This window comes from Cyanobium sp. NIVA-CYA 375, assembly GCF_056108345.1.
Window position 1 is genome coordinate 46,040 of sequence record NZ_JBSYHW010000009.1, and the last position, 14,659, is coordinate 60,698.

The following is a 14,659-nucleotide window of genomic DNA, read 5'->3' on the forward strand; positions in this document are numbered from 1 at the left end:
GCTTCAATTTATGGACCAACCCTGGACCCCGCGCCCCAAACCCGAGCAGGCTGAAAGGCTGGAGCGGCGGGTTGAATTTGGCGACTACGCCAGCACCAGAGACTTTCTGGAGCGGCTCAATGCCCTCTGTGAAACCGAGCAGCGCTTCCCGGACATCAGCTTCGGGCGCACCTATGTGAACCTGACGCTGCGCGCAGAAGCCGATGACGCCCCAATCGACGTCGAGGATTGGGCCTTCACTGCAGCCATTGATGCCCTGGTCTGTTGACGCCCCCAACAACCCAGCCCGCTAAGGGCGCCGCCTCTGACAACGACACGGTGATCGATTTGCAGGCGGCCTATGAAGGGGCCGGCATTCAGGAGATGCTCGATCAACTCGACTTGGAGTTGATCGGCCTTCGACCAGTGAAGGCGCGCATCCGAGAAATCGCGGCCTTACTTGTGGTTGATAGGGCTAGGCAGCAGGTAGGGCTCGAGACCAAGCCGCCCAGCCTGCACATGTCATTCACGGGTAGACCGGGCACGGGCAAAACCACAGTTGCCGCTCGAATGAGCAAAATCCTCCACGGCCTTAGCTACGTGCGTAAGGGCCATGTGGTGACCGCCACCCGCGACGACCTGGTGGGGCAATACATCGGCCATACCGCCCCAAAAACCAGAGAAATACTCAAGAAGGCAATGGGCGGGGTGTTGTTCATCGATGAGGCTTATTATCTCTATCGACCAGAAAATGAAAGGGATTACGGCGCCGAAGCCATTGAGATCCTGCTGCAGATGATGGAGAGCAACCGCGACGATTTGGTGGTTATTTTCGCGGGCTACAAGGACCGGATGGACATCTTTTACCAGTCCAATCCAGGCCTCTCATCCCGAGTTGCAAACCACATCGATTTCCCGGACTACAGCGCCGAGGAACTCTTAGCTATTGCTCAACTGGTGCTCGCAGCTGAAAATTACCGCTTCAGCGAAGAAGCCACCGCAGCCTTCGCCGACTACATCCCCCTGCGCATGCAGTTGCCATTTTTCGCCAACGCCCGTTCCATCCGCAACGCCATCGATAGGGCACGGATGCGTCAGGCCAACCGTCTATTCAGCCGCCTCGGCAGTCCACTTACCAAGCTCGACTTGATGACGATCGAGGCGGAAGACATCACCGCTAGCCGCGTCTTTGCAGGCGAAGTTGAAGGTCTAGACCCATCTAGGCCCCTCACCTAAAGTCAAACTAGTTTCTGATCGCCCTATGTCTTTAACACGTCTTGCCGCTGCCGGATTCGCACTTGGCATGGCCCTCTGGGGCGGCAGCGCCGGTGCAGCAACCACCTGCACCTTCCTGCAACCGGTTGGTGGAAGTGGCACTTCACCAATTGTCTCTAAGTCTGTGGGGCGGGGCAAGTTGATCGGCAAGACAAATTGGAATACTGATTTCTTCGTCACCCAGCCCTACACAAGCTTCAAGTTTTTCTTCACAGCTAACTCTTCAGATTCGCAAGCCCAATACCCAGTGGAAGGCAATATGAAGTTCAGTGATGGCTCAAGCCTGCAGATGTTCAATACCCTGATGAATCCACCTATGGGCACTGGCAAAATGTTTGGACCTTTTGCCAGCGTGCCAGGCAAGCAAGCAACCCAGATGAACTTCAAAGTAGGGGCCAGCAACGATCCTGCTGCTCTGGGTTTCAGTTACAGGATTTCAGTACAGGGCTGCCGCTGATTAAATAATATTTAATTTGAAATCTAACGGCGTTTACGGGAGTCGATCTGCAGCAGGTCTCGCACCTGCTGCACTTGGCGAGAAAGGGCTGGATCGCTATTAAGTTTGCGGTCTATTTGCTCAACGGCATACATAACCGTGGAGTGGTCTTTGCCGCCAAAAGCCTCACCGATGCGCGGCAGGCTCAAATTGGTGCTCTGGCGCATTAGATACATGCCCACCTGGCGGGCCTGACTGACAGCTCGCTTGCGGCTAGCGCTGCGCATCTCTTCAACGCCCACACCAAACACCTCGGCTACCTTCTCGATTACCTGGCTGGGTTTCACCTCCACATCTCCACCACCGGGATCGAGCATGGGGGCCACCGATTCAACCGTCATCGGTAGGCCGGTGATCGAGGCAAAGGCCACCGCCCGAGTAAGTGCCCCTTCCAGCTCGCGGATGTTGGAAGTGAAGCGACCGGCGATGAATTGGATTAGGTCGCGGGGCAGCACCATCTGCTCCTGTTCGGCCTTTTTATGCAGGATCGCCATGCGGGTTTCCAGGTCAGGCGCCTGGATGTCGGCAATTAGGCCCATTGAGAAGCGGGAGATCAGCCGCTCCTGCAGCCGAGGAATCTGGTTGGGGGGCCGGTCGGAGGCGATCACGATCTGACGCCCAGCTTCATGCAGGGCGTTGAAGGTATGGAAAAACTCCTCCTGGGTGTATTCCTTGCCCTCGATGAACTGGATGTCATCGACCAAGATCAGGTCGGCAGCGCGGTATCGGTCGCGGAAGGCCTGCATGCCGTCCTTGCGGATCGCCTGGATCAGGTCGTTGGTGAAGGTTTCAGTACTTATGTAAAACACCCGCGCGTCAGGGTTGATTTCCAGCCGGTAGTGGCCGATCGCCTGCATCAGGTGGGTTTTGCCCAGCCCCACCCCGCCGCAGAGAAAGAGGGGGTTGAATTCCCTCCCGGGCGCTTCGGCCACCGCCAGGGAGGCCGCGTGGGCCATGCGGCTGTTGGGCCCCACCACAAAGCGATTGAACACATAGCGAGGGTTGAGACCCGGCGCCAACTTGCGTGGCGTTTCACCGGTAGCCCGTGGCACAACATTGCGGCCGCCCACGGCCACGAGTGCAACCGCCGCTTCGGCACCACTGGCGGCGGCGGCAATGACGTCATCACCGCTGGCAGCGGAAACCAGAACCTTCACTGGCAGACCAGCGATCTCACTGGCAACCGCCTCGATTGTGACCAAGTAATTCTTGCGCAGCCAGCCGCAAGCAAAGCTATTTGGGGCCTCCAGCTGCAGCAGTCCAGCCTCAAACGACTGACAGCGGGCCGGTCGAATCCAGGTCTCGAAAGTGGGTTTACTGAGGTTGGCCTGAAGGGCCTGCTGAACTAGGTGCCACAGCTCATCTCCCTGCTGCACCAACCCCGTCGTCTCAAAGAAGCCGAATCTACGCATGGTTACGCCGCAGGGCCGTCTTTAATGAAACGGATTCAGACCTGGCCTAGTCCCATCCCCATGCTCCGCCTCTCCGTCTGTTGTCGAGCTGCGCTGATTGCCCCTGCGGCGCTGCTGTTGGTGGGCTGCAGCCAGGGTCTGCCAGGGCTGCCAGGCCGCCAGGGCACCCAGATACCGATCAGTGATGCGCCTCCCACGCCGCCGCTGCAGCAGGGCAACACCCTGATCGTTGATGCGGTGGCCAAGGTGGGTCCAGCTGTAGTGCGAATTGACACTGTCAAGCGGGTGGTGAACCCCCTGGGCGGCCTGTTTGGCCGCGGGCCCACGATTCAGCAGCAGCAGGGCCAGGGATCGGGCTTCATTACTCGTTCTGACGGAGTGTTGCTCACCAATGCCCACGTGGTGGAAGGAGCCAGTGAAGTGACCGTGACCCTGCCCGATGGCCGCAGCTTCACCGGCAAGGTGCTCGGTAGCGATCCGCTGACCGATGTGGCGGTGGTGAAGGTCGTGGCCTCCAAGCTGCCGGTGGCTCCGCTGGGCGATTCAGCCAAAATGCGACCCGGCGAGTGGGCCATCGCCATTGGCAATCCGCTGGGCCTCGACAACACCGTCACAGCTGGAATCATCAGCGCTATCCAGCGCACCAATGCGGTGGGTGAGGGGCAGCGGGTGCCCTACATCCAGACCGACGCCGCCGTCAATCCCGGCAACAGTGGCGGCCCCCTAATCAATGATCGGGGTCAGGTGATCGGCATCAACACAGCTATCCGTCAGGCCCCCGGTGCCGGCCTGAGCTTTGCCATCCCGATCAACGTGGCCCGCCAGATTGCCGCCCAGATCCTGGAGAAGGGCTCCGCCAGCCACCCCTATATCGGCGTGCGTCTGCAAGCCCTCACACCCCAGTTGGCTAAAGAGATCAACGCCAGCACCGATGAATGCCGGCTCCCCGAGGTGAATGGGGTGGTGGTGGTCGAGGTGATGCCAGGCAGCCCAGCCGCCGAGGGTGGCCTCAAGCCCTGCGACCTGATCGACCAGGTGGGCGGCAAGGCCGTAAAGAACCCCTCTGAGGTGCAGCTGGCGGTGGATCAGGGCCGGGTTGGTAAGCCCCTGTCCGTATCCCTGCGTCGCGGCGACGGGCGGTTGACCCTGCAGCTCAAGCCAGCGGAACTGCCCCGCCAGGGGTGAGCGCTGTGAGCACATGCCAGCTGATCGTGCTGGCCCGCTGGCCGGCCCCGGGCCGTTGCAAACGACGCCTGGCCCTATCGCTTGGAGCCGTCGCTGCAGCACGAATCCAAACCCGGCTGACGGGTCACACCCTCATGGCTGCCAAGCAGGCCTCCAGGGAGTTCGGCTTTGAACTGGTGCTAGTAGTTGAAGGTTTAGGCAGCCGCGCGGCCCGCCGCTGGGGCCAGGGCCTCGGGGCGGATCGAACCCTGCTACAGGGCCAGGGGGGACTGGGATTGCGCATGCAGCGCCAGTTTCAGCGTGCCGCCAGGGAAGGGGCCAGCCAGGTGGTGCTGATCGGCAGCGACCTGCCCCAGCTCGAAGGCGGCGACCTAGTAGACGCTTTTGCGGCCCTTGGGCGCCGGGAGGGGGTATTGGGCCCGGCTCATGATGGGGGCTACTGGCTGATTGGCTTGCGGCGTCCCGAGCCAGAGCTGCTGGCCGGCATAGCCTGGGGCGGTGCGCAGGTACTCGAGCAAACCCTGGCGGCGATGGCGCGCCGAGGCCTGGAGCCGGAACTGCTCACCACTCGCGGCGACCTCGACTGGGCCAGGGACCTAGTGCCATGGCGCTAAGTGCCGCGAGTGTCTCCATTGTGATTGCCGCCCGTAATGAGGCGCCGCGGCTGCCGCTGTTGCTTGCTGATCTGGCGTTGGGCTTGGAGTTGGTGGCTGAGATCGTGGTGGTGGATGGCAGCAGCGCAGACCCCACCACCCGGGTGGCTGCCCTTGCCGGGGCCAGGGTGCTGGCCAGCTCGCCTGGCCGGGGGGCCCAGCTCGCCCTAGGGATTGCCAGCAGCCGTAGCGATTGGCTGCTGCTGCTGCATGCCGATGCCCGCCTGCCGGACCGCTGGCAGCTGGCCGTGGCAAAGGCCATCGACCGAAGTGGGCAGAAAGATGATGCGGCCTGGTATTTCGACCTGGCTATCGCCGCGCCCAACCCGGCCCTGCGAATAGTGGAGGCGGGCGTAGCCCTGCGCAGCCGCTGGCGGCAGCTTCCCTACGGCGACCAGGGCCTGCTGCTGCCCCGATCGCTGCTGCAACGGGCGGGGGGCCTGCTGCCCTTACCCCTGATGGAGGACCTGGAGCTGGTGCTGCGGCTGCGGCGCCACTGCCAGCTGCGGCCCCTGGGTGCTCAGCTGAGGGTTGACGGTCGCCGCTGGCAGCAGCTGGGCGTGTGGCAAACGGCACTTAGCAACGCCAGGCTGCGGCGGGAGTGGCGCCTGGGCGGGAACTCACAGGAGCTGGCTAACCGTTACTACCAAGTAGGAAATAGGCCCAGCTGGAGCTAAGGCGAATACCAGAAAGCGCAACGTCGCTGCAGCGGCTCAAGCTCCCAGCCCTGAGCGACGTAAAAGGCCACCACGTCTGGGTCGGCGAAGAGGCTCACTCGATCCACTTCCATCGAGCGCAGCTGATCGAGGACATAAACCATCAACTGCTTCCCCAAGCCAGCGCCCTGGTACAGGGGGTGCACCGCTACGTCCCAGACGGTGGCCTCTACAACGCCATCGCCTGTGCAGCGGGCAAAACCCACCAACTTGGGCAGCCTGGGATCGTGGCGCCACAGGCCAACTCGCAGCAGGCTGTGTTGCAGGGCTTTGCGTACACGGCGCATGGGCCGACGGCTCCAGCCCACGGCATCACAAAGCTGGTCGAGCTCGATCAAGTCGATTTCCCGCTCACGGCTGAGCACCAGGCTGAGCTGGGAATTGGGCGTGGGGCAGAGCCGGTGCTGCTCCCCGTAGAGGCTGGTGAGGAGCTCGGCCGAAGCCACAGGGGCGGGTGCAACGCAATAGAACGATCCTGCCCGATGGTCGTTCTGACTGCGATCGCTGGGGCAGCCTGGCAGGTCTGGATTGCCAATACCTGGTGCACCAAGGCCCCTCCCCCCTGCTAGTAGCACTGCATGGCTGGCTGCTGGCCGGCCGTCTGTGGACGCCCCTAGCCACTGCACTGGCACCAAGCTGGGAGCTTTGGGCGCCTGATCTACCCGGCTTCGGCCAACGGCCCAGGCCCAGGGGGCTGCAGCCAAACCTGGCCAGCTACGGCCGCTGGCTAGCCGCAGCGGCCCAGCAGCAGGCAAAGGGCCGTCCGATCGTGCTGCTGGGCCATTCGCTCGGGGGCAGCGTCGCCCTGCATGCGGCGCCCCTACTCGGCGAGCAGCTTGTAGGGGTGATCCAGATCGCTGCCGGCGGTGGGGTTTATCAGCCGCGAGCCTTTGCCCAGGTACGCCGCGGCGGCGCCCTGTTTCTGCGCTGGCGGCCTGGCTGGCTGGCGGAGCTGCCGGGCAGCGATCCGGTGCGCAGCCCCCTGGTCGCCGAGCGCCGGGCTGCCCAGGGCCTGCTGGCCTGCAGCACCGGTCGGGGGGCGGTGCGCCAGCTGCCCCAGCTCACCGCCCGCCTGCAGGTGCCCAGCCTGTGGATCGCTGGCGAGCGGGACCAGGTGATGGCATCCCGCTACGTGCGCCATCTGGCCGGTTACAGCCCCCAGCACGAGTTCATCGAGCTGGCTGGAGCTGGCCACCTGCCTATGGGCCAGATGCCGGAGCAACTGGCCGCGCCAATTCAGCAGTGGCTGAGCCAGTTGCCAAGCAGCCAGTTGCCAGGGGCTAAAGATTGATTCAGAGCGCCGCCAGGCCCAGCTCCTGCAGGTCTGCTAGCTGGGCGTAGACCCCGCCCGCCAGGCGCAACTCGCTGTGGCTGCCTTGCTCAATCAAGTATCCCTTGCGCAACACCAAAATGCGATCTGCTGTTTCCACCGTGGCAAGGCGGTGAGCAATCACGATGGCGGTGCGCTGCTGCAGCAGGCGGGAAAGATCCCGCTGCAGGGTGGCCTCGGTGGAGGGATCCATGAAGGCCGTGGCCTCATCCATTACCAACACAGAGGGATCGCGGATCGCCACCCGGGCCACCGAGAGAAGCTGGCGCTCTCCGGAGGAGAGGTTGCCGCCGCGCTCACGCAGCTCGGTGGCCAGGCCATCAGGAAGGCGCCTCAGCAGGGGTTCTAGGCCAAGCTCAGCGCAGATTTGCTGCAAGGCGTCGCTGCTGATCGGGGCGTCAAGGCGCAGGTTGTCTGCCACGTTGCCGCTAAACAAAAAGGTGTCTTGCAGGACCACGCCAAGCCGCTGGCGCAAGGTGGGAATCGGCAACTGGCGGATGTCAATGCCATCGAGCAGGATCCGGCCGCGTTGGGGCTCATAGAGCCGGCACAACAGCCGAATAACTGTAGTTTTGCCCGAGCCGGTAGGGCCGACCAGTGCCACGTGTTCGCCGGGAGCAATGCGGAAGGAAAGATCGGTGAGGATCGGATCGTCTTCTCGATAGGCAAACGACACGTTGTCAAAGATCACTTCACCAGCGCTGGCCCGCCTACTGCCGCTCTGAATGGCCGCAGCAGTGCGTTCACTAGCGGGTAGATCAGCGATCTCGATCGGTTGCTCGAGCAGCTCGCCGATGCGTTCAACAGCGGTGAGGCCACCCTGGATCTGGGTAAAGCGCTCGGCCAGCTGTCGCAGGGGGTCGAACAGGCGTTGGGAATAAAGAATGAAGGTGGTGAGGGTGCCTAAGCCCATGGCACTGCCGAGCACCATGGCGCCCCCCAGGGCAAGCACCACGGCCACGGCGCTCAGGGCCACCCACTCGATGAAGGCCGAGATGGCGCTATCAAACAGGATTGTGCCGTTGACGGCCTCGCGATAGGCGGCGGTGACTTTGGAGAAACGGGCGCTGTTGGTGGCCTCGCGGCGGAACATTTGCACCACCTCCAAGCCCTGGAGGTTTTCCTGCAGATCCGCGTTGAGCTGGCTGAGCTCCTCACGCACCCGGTAGTTGGCCTTACGGAAGCGACTCTGCAACCAAAGAATGCCAAGCACCACCGGCACCTGGCTGACCAGCAGCAGCAGGCCTAGCCGCCACTCGATCGAAATCATCGTGACCGCAATCACCAACAGGGTGACTAGGTCGCCCAACACACCTACGGCGCCGCTGCCAAACACCTCGGCTAGGGCATCGACATCACTGGTGAGCCGGGTGAGCAGCTTGCCAACGGGGGTGCGGTCGTGGAAGCGCAGCGACAGCGCCATGGCGTGGGCAAACAGGTCGTCGCGGATGCGGGCGGTGAGCCGCTGGCCAACGGCCTGAACGTTGAAGGTTTGGATGCCCTGCAGGCCAAGACGCAGCAAAACCGCGCCCAGCAGCAACAGCACCAGCAGGCGCAGGGCCTCCGGCACCGCCATGCCATCAAGCCAGCCCAGGGTGGGCTCGCGCCGCAGCACTGAAATCGCCTGGCCCACCAGCAGCGGCTGCACCGCAGCGGCGAAGGCCACCGGGATCAGCAGCAGCAGGGTGAGGCCGAGGCGGCGGCGGTCCCGGCCGAGGTAAGGCAGCAGGCGGGCTAGGCGTTGCCGGTCGAGGCTTGCCATCAGCGACCTCGGGGGGTGGCAACCAGAGCGATGCGGTCGACGATTCCCTGGAGGGGTCCGTCGTCGAGTCGCAGGGCTAAGGGGTGGCCCACCAGCCTGGCGGTGGAGTGGAAAAGATCTTCAATGGCGATCAGGCCGTTTTCCTCCAGGGTGCGACCGGTGGCTACCAGATCGACGATCGCCTCACTCATGCCAGTAATCGGTCCCAACTCCACCGATCCAGCCAGATGGATCAACTCCACCGGAAGGTCGAGGGCATCAAAGAAGGCCTGGGCGCAGCCGGTGAATTTGCTAGCAACGCGGCAGTGGGCGGGCAGGTCGGCGGCGCGGCGATAGCCACTACTTGCCTTCACCGCCACGCTCATGCGGCAACCACCGAAACCCAGATCGAGCAGCTGGGCCACCGGCAGCTGGTGTTCGCGGATCACGTCGTAACCCACCACGCCGAGCTGGGCCTGGCCGTAGGCCACATAAACGGGCACATCGGCATTGCGCACCAGCAGGGCCCGGGCCTGACCGCAGGCGCTGGGCACCATCAACTGGCGGTTGCCGGGCTCAAGTAGGCCAGCGAAATCAAGGCCAGCGGCCGCAAAGCGAGCCACCGAATCCTTCAGCAGGGCTCCTTTAGCGAGGGCGACGGTGATCATGCCGGGGCTGCAGCGGTGATCATGGAAAGAAGCCACAAACCGGACTTTAACGATGCAGCAACTCAGCGTCGGGCTGATACCGGTACTGCGCGACAACTACATATTTCTGCTGCAACGCCATGGACAGGCGGTGGTGGTCGATCCTGCGGTGGCAGAGCCAGTGATCGCTGCTCTCGAGCAGCAGGGGCTGGAGCTGGTGGCGATCCTGCACACCCACCACCACAGCGACCACATCGGCGGCACCCCCGGCCTGCTGGCCCGCTGGCCCAAGGCGGCGGTGCTGGCCAGCCGCGACGACTTGCTGCGAATTCCGCTGCAAACCAAGGGGGTGGGAGATGGCGACAGCTTTGAGTTGCTGGGTGAGCGGGTGCAGGTGATCGCCGTGCCGGGGCATACCCGCGCCCACATCGCCTACTACCTGCCCGTGTCCGGGCACCTGTTCTGCGGCGACACCCTGTTTGCCGGGGGTTGCGGGCGCTTGTTTGAGGGCAGTGCAGCCGAAATGCATGCATCGCTGCAGCGGCTGGCCCAGCTACCGGCAGCCACCAATGTGTGGTGCGCCCACGAATACACGCAAGCCAATTTGGGCTGGGCTGCCGCGGTGGTGGCAGCCAGCGATCCCTGCGCCGGCGCCATCGAGGCGCGGCTGGCGGCGGTTGGGGCGACGCGGGGCCGGGGGGAAGCCACCATCCCCAGCAGCCTGGAGCTGGAGCGGGCCACCAATTTGTTTGTGCGAGCCAGCAGCCCGGAGCAGTTGGCCGAGCTGAGGAGTAGCAAGGATCATTGGCCCAGCTAGGGAGGGGGGCCAACCTGCAGGGCCTGCTGGGATGGGAACAGCACACCAAGGGCTCCGGGGCACAGGGCTAGCCGGCAGCGTTGGCCCCGGCTGTATTCGGCCTCCAAAGGCAAGCGCAGCCGCAGTTTTAGATCACCGAGCTGGACTCGATAGAGCCATTCCCGGCCCAGGAATTCGCGCCCCTGCACCCAGGCCTCGCCATCCGTATCTGGATGGAGGCCAATTGCTTCCGGACTTACCAGCACCTCCTCGCTATCGCCTGCAGCTCCCCCTTGGGGCAACAGGTAGAAGCCGGCTGTGGCGTGCAGGCTGCCTAGAGCTGTGATCACCTGATCACCACACCGCTGGGCCGGCAGCAGGTTGCCTTGGAGCACAAAACGCCCCACAAAGGAGGTAGCGGGATGCTGCACCAGGTGCCTGGGGCTAGCGCATTGGTGCAGCACCCCATCGCGCAACACCGCCACCCGATCACAGATGGCGAGTGCTTCTTCCGGATCGTGGGTAACGATCAGGCCGCTGGCACCACAGCGCGAAAGCACGGCGGGCAGCTCGCTGCGCAGCCGCAGGCGCACCTCCACATCAAGATTGGAGAAGGGTTCATCGAGGAGCACGACGGAGGGGCCCGGCGCGAGGGCCCGGGCCAATGCGAGCCGCTGGCGCTGGCCGCCCGAAAGCTCGTGGGGATAGCGGCCCTCCAAGCCATTGAGCCCGAGCAGCTCCAGCAACCAACTAGCCCGGCTGCTGTCCTGACCGCGCCGCAGGCCAAAACAGGCATTGCGCCAGGCGTCGAGGTGGGGGAACAGGGCGTAGTCCTGGAAAACCATGCCAACGCCGCGGCGCTCTGGTGGCAGCCAGCGGCCCGGACCGGCCACGGCCCGGCCGTCGATCAATACCGAACCGCGCTCTGGACGCTCAAAGCCGGCGATCAAGCGCAGCAGGGTGGTTTTGCCGCAACCGGAGGGTCCAAGCAAGCCCACTAATTCGCCCTGATGGAGGGCTATATCAATTCCCTGCAGCGTCCAGTCGCCTGCGGTGGCATTGGCATAGCGGTGCCACAGGCCTTGCAGCTGCACGTGTTCGCGCAACGGCAACTCGGCAGGCATCAGCTCGGCAAGGGGGCTGGCGATTGGCGCAGGACCGGCAAGGGCCATAGGCTCAGACACCATCCTGACCTGGCATGAGTCACCCGATGCAGCCCGAAGCCGTAATCACCGCCAGTGCGCCTGCGCCAGTAGGCCCTTACAACCAGGCAGTGAAGGCGGGGGGAGTGCTGTATTGCTCCGGTCAGATCGCCCTGGATCCCAGCACTGGCTTGATGGTGGGGGCTGGCGATGTGGAGGCCGAGACCCGCCAGGTGCTCAGCAACTTGCAGGCCGTGCTGGAAGCTGGCGGCAGTAGCCCAGAGCAGGTTCTGCGCACCACGGTCTTTCTGGCAGACCTGGGCGATTTCGCTCGGGTTAATGCAATTTATGCGGAGCTGTTTAGCGATGGGGTATCGCCGGCGCGTGCCTGCGTCGAAGTGGCGGCTCTTCCCAAGGGGGCTCGGGTGGAAATCGACTGCATTGCCCTAGCCGCTTAGCAACTGACTGCCAAGGAATTAGTTGGGCGGATTCAAGGGGCAATCCATCAGTCCGGCAGCTTGCTCGTCTACGGCGCTGAGTCTCTCCAGGATTGAGCGCAGGTCGAGGACGGACAACTCGCCATCTCGGCCCCACTTCATCACCGAGCGACCGATATCAGTGGAGTCGCCATTGCCGGAGCTCATCGCCATGACCAGGTCCCCGCATGTTGATTTCAACACTAGCCAGGCGCGGGGAGTAGAAATTCAAATAACTCGCCCTGCACCAGCGCCGAGCCCGGGTAAGGGCCAGAGGCTTGAGGCCTACCCCGGACCGGAGCGGCGCAAACGGGCAGCAAAAGCGATGGCCAGTCTTCGGCGCGGAAGACGGCGTACGGGGAGGAGAGCGGGGTGGAGGCTGGAGTGGAAACCATGACCCTGGGCGATTAATACACCTGTACTGTAGGCGAGAAAATGTTTTATCAAGTGCTCTGGTCTGACCTGCCCAGGCCTGCCTTGACCAGGATGATGGACTCGCCTGTCTGCGATTGAGATGAAACTGCCAGAGGGTTGGCGGGTCTGGCTGCTGGTAATTGGGCTGAATGCCTTAGCCGGCTATCTCTGGTTTATCGATCGAGGCGTCGAGCCGCCAGCCGCTGGCGGCAACCTCCTGGACCTGATCCGATCCCTGGGCCACTGAGCCTTGCCTGATGGCGCCGACGCACCCCTAAGCTCTTTTCCAACGGGGCGTGGCGCAGCTTGGTAGCGCGGGTGCTTTGGGAGCACTAGGTCGCAGGTTCGAATCCTGTCGCCCCGATTCAGTGATACCAACGGCTCTCGGGATTCCCGGGGGCCTCTTTTTTGGGTCAAATTGGCCAATGTACGAAAAATGTACGAATGGCCTGGCCTGCTGGACGCAGGCAGCGATCCGTTTGGCTCTTGTACGAGAGATGTACGAATCCCCTTTGCCCGCCTAAGTACGAGTGCTTCAAGGGGGCCTCTGACCGCTTCGCCGAGCCGGAATTCCGTTCTCTGCGAGCAGCTGCTCAACTGAGCGTCCGCGGCCGCGGCGAGCGCGCTCAGTTCGTCTCCAGCAGGTGGGGCGTGCGAGCTGTGGCTTCGCTCATCGCCGTGTTGCAACGTTCAAAGTGATACAGCACCGGCGAATTGGGGGAAGGAAACTTCCGGCGCCAATGGACCCCCGGCTTGAACAGGCCGGCTTTGCGCCAGCGGCACAGGGTTCTCTCGCTGACCTTCAGGAGTAGCCCGATGGCTCGGGCGTTAAGCCACTCCCCTGCTGCCAGAGGTGTTGCTGACTCATTGCTGCGAGGCCCGCTCATGATTTGCCTCGAGCTGGCTCGATCTCGATTAGGGCGCTCACGCTGCTGGTCATCGCTCTGAGCGCAGTTGTTGAGCAACTGGGACCCTCGCTGCTCTGCTGGCGGTTTCTTCCGGGAAAGGCAGAGAGCCTGTCTTCTCCTTGAACTGCAGTGGCACGGGACCTGCGATCACCAGCAGCAAGGTGCTGAGCTGCAAGGCAAGGACCAGGAGCAACAGCCTGTAAAGACCGCGCAGGCTGTTGACACTGACTAGGTGAGTGCCAGAGCGGCGGGTGCGGCAAAAGGCCGGTAGCTCAGGCCGGCGACCGCTGCTGCTACCTCGATGAGCAGAGAAGGAAGCCATCAGAACGGCACCTCTTCGCTTGTGATCGCGCTTCCCCAGCCCTGCAGAGCTGGCTGAGCTGCTTCTGCAGCTACTACTGCTCCTGAACCCGCCGGCTGTATGGCAGTACCTACTTGGCTGCCCTTTGGCTGGCCAGCAGGAGCTGCGGCCTGCGGCGCTGAATGTTCTTCTAGGGGACGAGCCTGGTCGCTGTCTGCCTTGCTGCCCAGTAGGGCAAGGCGATCCACCTTCACAACAGGCTTGCTGCGCTTCTGACCGGTATTGCGGTCGGTCCATTGCTCGATTGTCATGCGACCCACTACTCCAATCAGCGAGCCCTTGCGCACGTAGTCGGCAGCGACCTGGGCCTGCTTGCCCCAGATCTCAAGGCTGAACCAGTCGGGCTCCTCCTCCCGATTGCTGCTTGCCTTATCAACCGCCATGGTCAGATTGGCGACGGAAGTGCCGCTCTCAAAAAAACGCAGTTCTGGATCACGGCCGGCACGGCCAACCAGGGTGATTGTGTTGATGCTCATGGTTTTGCTTGATGGAGGTGGGCTGCGGCACGGCGGGCCTGCAGCAAGGACGGCAGCTCAATGGCTGGATGGGTGCGCAGCAGCTCGTGGATGGCACCGCTCCAGCTGAGTTCGTGCTGCTGGGCAAAAGCCCGCAGCTTTTGGTAGGTGTCGTTGTGGAGCGCCACGCATTTCTTGTGGCGGCCCAAGGGCAGACGCAGTGGCCGCGGCTTGTGGGCAGGTGGATTACTCATGCCACCCTCCGCAGCCCGCTGGTGTTGTGCCAGGTGCGCCGCAATGGTTCGCCCTCCCTGCCGCTCACCGGCACGAGCTGACAGCAGTGCCGCGAGCGGGGACTGGACTCCACCCGATAGAGCACGGTGCCATCACACCAAAGCTGGTGCACCTTGAAGTCCTGCTCGATAGCGCTGAGCTGGGAGCAGCTGTACTGGTGCGCTTCTTGATCGCCTGGCTCAGTCGGAGCAAGCAGGCGGAGTCCTTCTTTCAAGTGGCGCAGTAAGGCCAGTCGCTCGCTTGTGGCAATGATTTGCCTGTTGCTGCTGCTGCTGCTGCGGTCTGCTCTAAGCAGCGTGGCGTTGCGTTCAGCCACTGTTTCGTGCACCGCCGCTTGCAAGGCGGCCGCGGCGATCTGGAGCTGGGAGCGAAAGCTCAT

General features: G+C 63.2%; 20 protein-coding genes and 1 tRNA gene. 11 read left to right on the top strand and 10 right to left on the bottom strand.

The annotated features are described in order from the left end of the window. Positions 1-10 precede the first annotated feature (10 nt). The 3 genes from AC01FP_RS04295 (at position 11) to AC01FP_RS04305 (ending at position 1,711) form a co-directional block, all read left to right on the top strand. A complete protein-coding gene (locus AC01FP_RS04295; protein WP_474478377.1) occupies positions 11-268 on the top strand; it encodes a 4a-hydroxytetrahydrobiopterin dehydratase in 258 nt (85 codons plus the stop codon). Continuing rightward, entirely contained in the window at positions 265-1,215 is a 951-nt protein-coding gene (gene cbbX, locus AC01FP_RS04300) for a CbbX protein (protein WP_474478378.1), read from the top strand. The genes AC01FP_RS04295 and cbbX overlap by 4 nt, the downstream gene beginning before the upstream one ends. Positions 1,216-1,282: 67 nt before the next feature. Continuing rightward, positions 1,283-1,711 (top strand): hypothetical protein, encoded by a 429-nt coding sequence (locus tag AC01FP_RS04305; RefSeq protein WP_474478379.1) that lies wholly within the window; start codon positions 1,283-1,285, stop codon positions 1,709-1,711. A 23-nt stretch (positions 1,712-1,734) separates the two neighbouring features. On the opposite strand, the gene dnaA is transcribed toward AC01FP_RS04305, so the two are convergent. After that, positions 1,735-3,162 carry a chromosomal replication initiator protein DnaA gene (gene dnaA, locus AC01FP_RS04310; protein WP_474478380.1) on the bottom strand — a complete coding sequence of 476 codons (1,428 nt, stop codon included), beginning with the start codon at positions 3,160-3,162 and terminating at the stop codon, positions 1,735-1,737. A gap of 60 nt (positions 3,163-3,222) precedes the next feature. Between dnaA and AC01FP_RS04315 the strand changes: the two genes are divergently transcribed. From AC01FP_RS04315 to AC01FP_RS04325, 3 genes are read left to right on the top strand one after another with little or no spacing between them, the layout of a single operon-like run. Continuing rightward, on the top strand, positions 3,223-4,347 hold the full coding sequence (locus AC01FP_RS04315; protein ID WP_474478381.1) for a trypsin-like peptidase domain-containing protein: 1,125 nt from the start codon (positions 3,223-3,225) through the stop codon (positions 4,345-4,347). Next, positions 4,344-4,961, top strand: a complete 618-nt coding sequence (locus AC01FP_RS04320; protein WP_474478382.1) for a TIGR04282 family arsenosugar biosynthesis glycosyltransferase — start codon at positions 4,344-4,346, stop codon at positions 4,959-4,961. Before AC01FP_RS04315 ends, AC01FP_RS04320 begins: the two co-directional genes overlap by 4 nt. Then, positions 4,952-5,677: a TIGR04283 family arsenosugar biosynthesis glycosyltransferase gene (locus tag AC01FP_RS04325; RefSeq protein ID WP_474478383.1), complete on the top strand. Its 726-nt coding sequence runs from the start codon at positions 4,952-4,954 to the stop codon at positions 5,675-5,677. Before AC01FP_RS04320 ends, AC01FP_RS04325 begins: the two co-directional genes overlap by 10 nt. Here the strand turns inward: AC01FP_RS04325 and AC01FP_RS04330 are convergent. After that, positions 5,674-6,162, bottom strand: coding sequence for a GNAT family N-acetyltransferase (locus tag AC01FP_RS04330; protein ID WP_474478384.1), 489 nt, complete (start codon positions 6,160-6,162; stop codon positions 5,674-5,676). The genes AC01FP_RS04325 and AC01FP_RS04330 overlap by 4 nt on opposite strands. Positions 6,163-6,170: 8 nt before the next feature. Here AC01FP_RS04330 and AC01FP_RS04335 point away from each other — a divergent pair, with 8 nt between their 5' ends. Further along, the gene (locus tag AC01FP_RS04335; protein WP_474478385.1) at positions 6,171-7,007 is read left to right on the top strand and encodes an alpha/beta fold hydrolase; all 837 of its coding nucleotides are present in this window, start codon (positions 6,171-6,173) and stop codon (positions 7,005-7,007) included. A gap of 1 nt (position 7,008) precedes the next feature. On the opposite strand, the gene AC01FP_RS04340 is transcribed toward AC01FP_RS04335, so the two are convergent. Together AC01FP_RS04340 and hisG are read right to left on the bottom strand one after the other, a co-directional pair. Continuing rightward, positions 7,009-8,808, bottom strand: a complete 1,800-nt coding sequence (locus AC01FP_RS04340; protein ID WP_474478386.1) for an ABC transporter ATP-binding protein — start codon at positions 8,806-8,808, stop codon at positions 7,009-7,011. Further along, positions 8,808-9,455 carry an ATP phosphoribosyltransferase gene (gene hisG, locus AC01FP_RS04345; protein ID WP_254961439.1) on the bottom strand — a complete coding sequence of 216 codons (648 nt, stop codon included), beginning with the start codon at positions 9,453-9,455 and terminating at the stop codon, positions 8,808-8,810. The genes AC01FP_RS04340 and hisG overlap by 1 nt, the downstream gene beginning before the upstream one ends. A 52-nt stretch (positions 9,456-9,507) precedes the next feature. Here hisG and gloB point away from each other — a divergent pair, with 52 nt between their 5' ends. Further along, positions 9,508-10,251 carry a hydroxyacylglutathione hydrolase gene (gloB, locus tag AC01FP_RS04350; RefSeq protein ID WP_474478387.1) on the top strand — a complete coding sequence of 248 codons (744 nt, stop codon included), beginning with the start codon at positions 9,508-9,510 and terminating at the stop codon, positions 10,249-10,251. Here the strand turns inward: gloB and AC01FP_RS04355 are convergent. Next, positions 10,248-11,354: an ABC transporter ATP-binding protein gene (locus AC01FP_RS04355; protein ID WP_474478402.1), complete on the bottom strand. Its 1,107-nt coding sequence runs from the start codon at positions 11,352-11,354 to the stop codon at positions 10,248-10,250. The genes gloB and AC01FP_RS04355 overlap by 4 nt on opposite strands. Before the next feature lie 74 nt (positions 11,355-11,428). Between AC01FP_RS04355 and AC01FP_RS04360 the strand changes: the two genes are divergently transcribed. Beyond that, positions 11,429-11,830, top strand: coding sequence for a RidA family protein (locus AC01FP_RS04360; RefSeq protein WP_474478388.1), 402 nt, complete (start codon positions 11,429-11,431; stop codon positions 11,828-11,830). Positions 11,831-11,848: 18 nt separating this feature from the next. On the opposite strand, the gene AC01FP_RS04365 is transcribed toward AC01FP_RS04360, so the two are convergent. Beyond that, on the bottom strand, positions 11,849-12,022 hold the full coding sequence (locus AC01FP_RS04365) for a hypothetical protein (protein WP_474478389.1): 174 nt from the start codon (positions 12,020-12,022) through the stop codon (positions 11,849-11,851). Between the two features lie 340 nt (positions 12,023-12,362). Between AC01FP_RS04365 and AC01FP_RS04370 the strand changes: the two genes are divergently transcribed. Together AC01FP_RS04370 and AC01FP_RS04375 are read left to right on the top strand one after the other, a co-directional pair. After that, the gene (locus AC01FP_RS04370; protein WP_474478390.1) at positions 12,363-12,509 is read left to right on the top strand and encodes a hypothetical protein; all 147 of its coding nucleotides are present in this window, start codon (positions 12,363-12,365) and stop codon (positions 12,507-12,509) included. A gap of 43 nt (positions 12,510-12,552) precedes the next feature. Further along, positions 12,553-12,626: transfer RNA gene (locus AC01FP_RS04375), tRNA-Pro, on the top strand. Between the two features lie 572 nt (positions 12,627-13,198). On the opposite strand, the gene AC01FP_RS04380 is transcribed toward AC01FP_RS04375, so the two are convergent. The 4 genes from AC01FP_RS04380 to AC01FP_RS04395 form a co-directional block, all read right to left on the bottom strand. Beyond that, positions 13,199-13,492 (bottom strand): hypothetical protein, encoded by a 294-nt coding sequence (locus AC01FP_RS04380; RefSeq protein ID WP_474478391.1) that lies wholly within the window; start codon positions 13,490-13,492, stop codon positions 13,199-13,201. After that, entirely contained in the window at positions 13,492-14,007 is a 516-nt protein-coding gene (locus AC01FP_RS04385) for a single-stranded DNA-binding protein (protein WP_474478392.1), read from the bottom strand. The genes AC01FP_RS04380 and AC01FP_RS04385 overlap by 1 nt, the downstream gene beginning before the upstream one ends. Further along, positions 14,004-14,240, bottom strand: a complete 237-nt coding sequence (locus tag AC01FP_RS04390; protein ID WP_474478393.1) for a hypothetical protein — start codon at positions 14,238-14,240, stop codon at positions 14,004-14,006. The genes AC01FP_RS04385 and AC01FP_RS04390 overlap by 4 nt, the downstream gene beginning before the upstream one ends. Next, a partial coding sequence (locus tag AC01FP_RS04395) for a hypothetical protein (RefSeq protein ID WP_474478394.1) occupies positions 14,237-14,659 on the bottom strand: 423 nt, incomplete at its 5' end. The genes AC01FP_RS04395 and AC01FP_RS04390, both read right to left, overlap by 4 nt.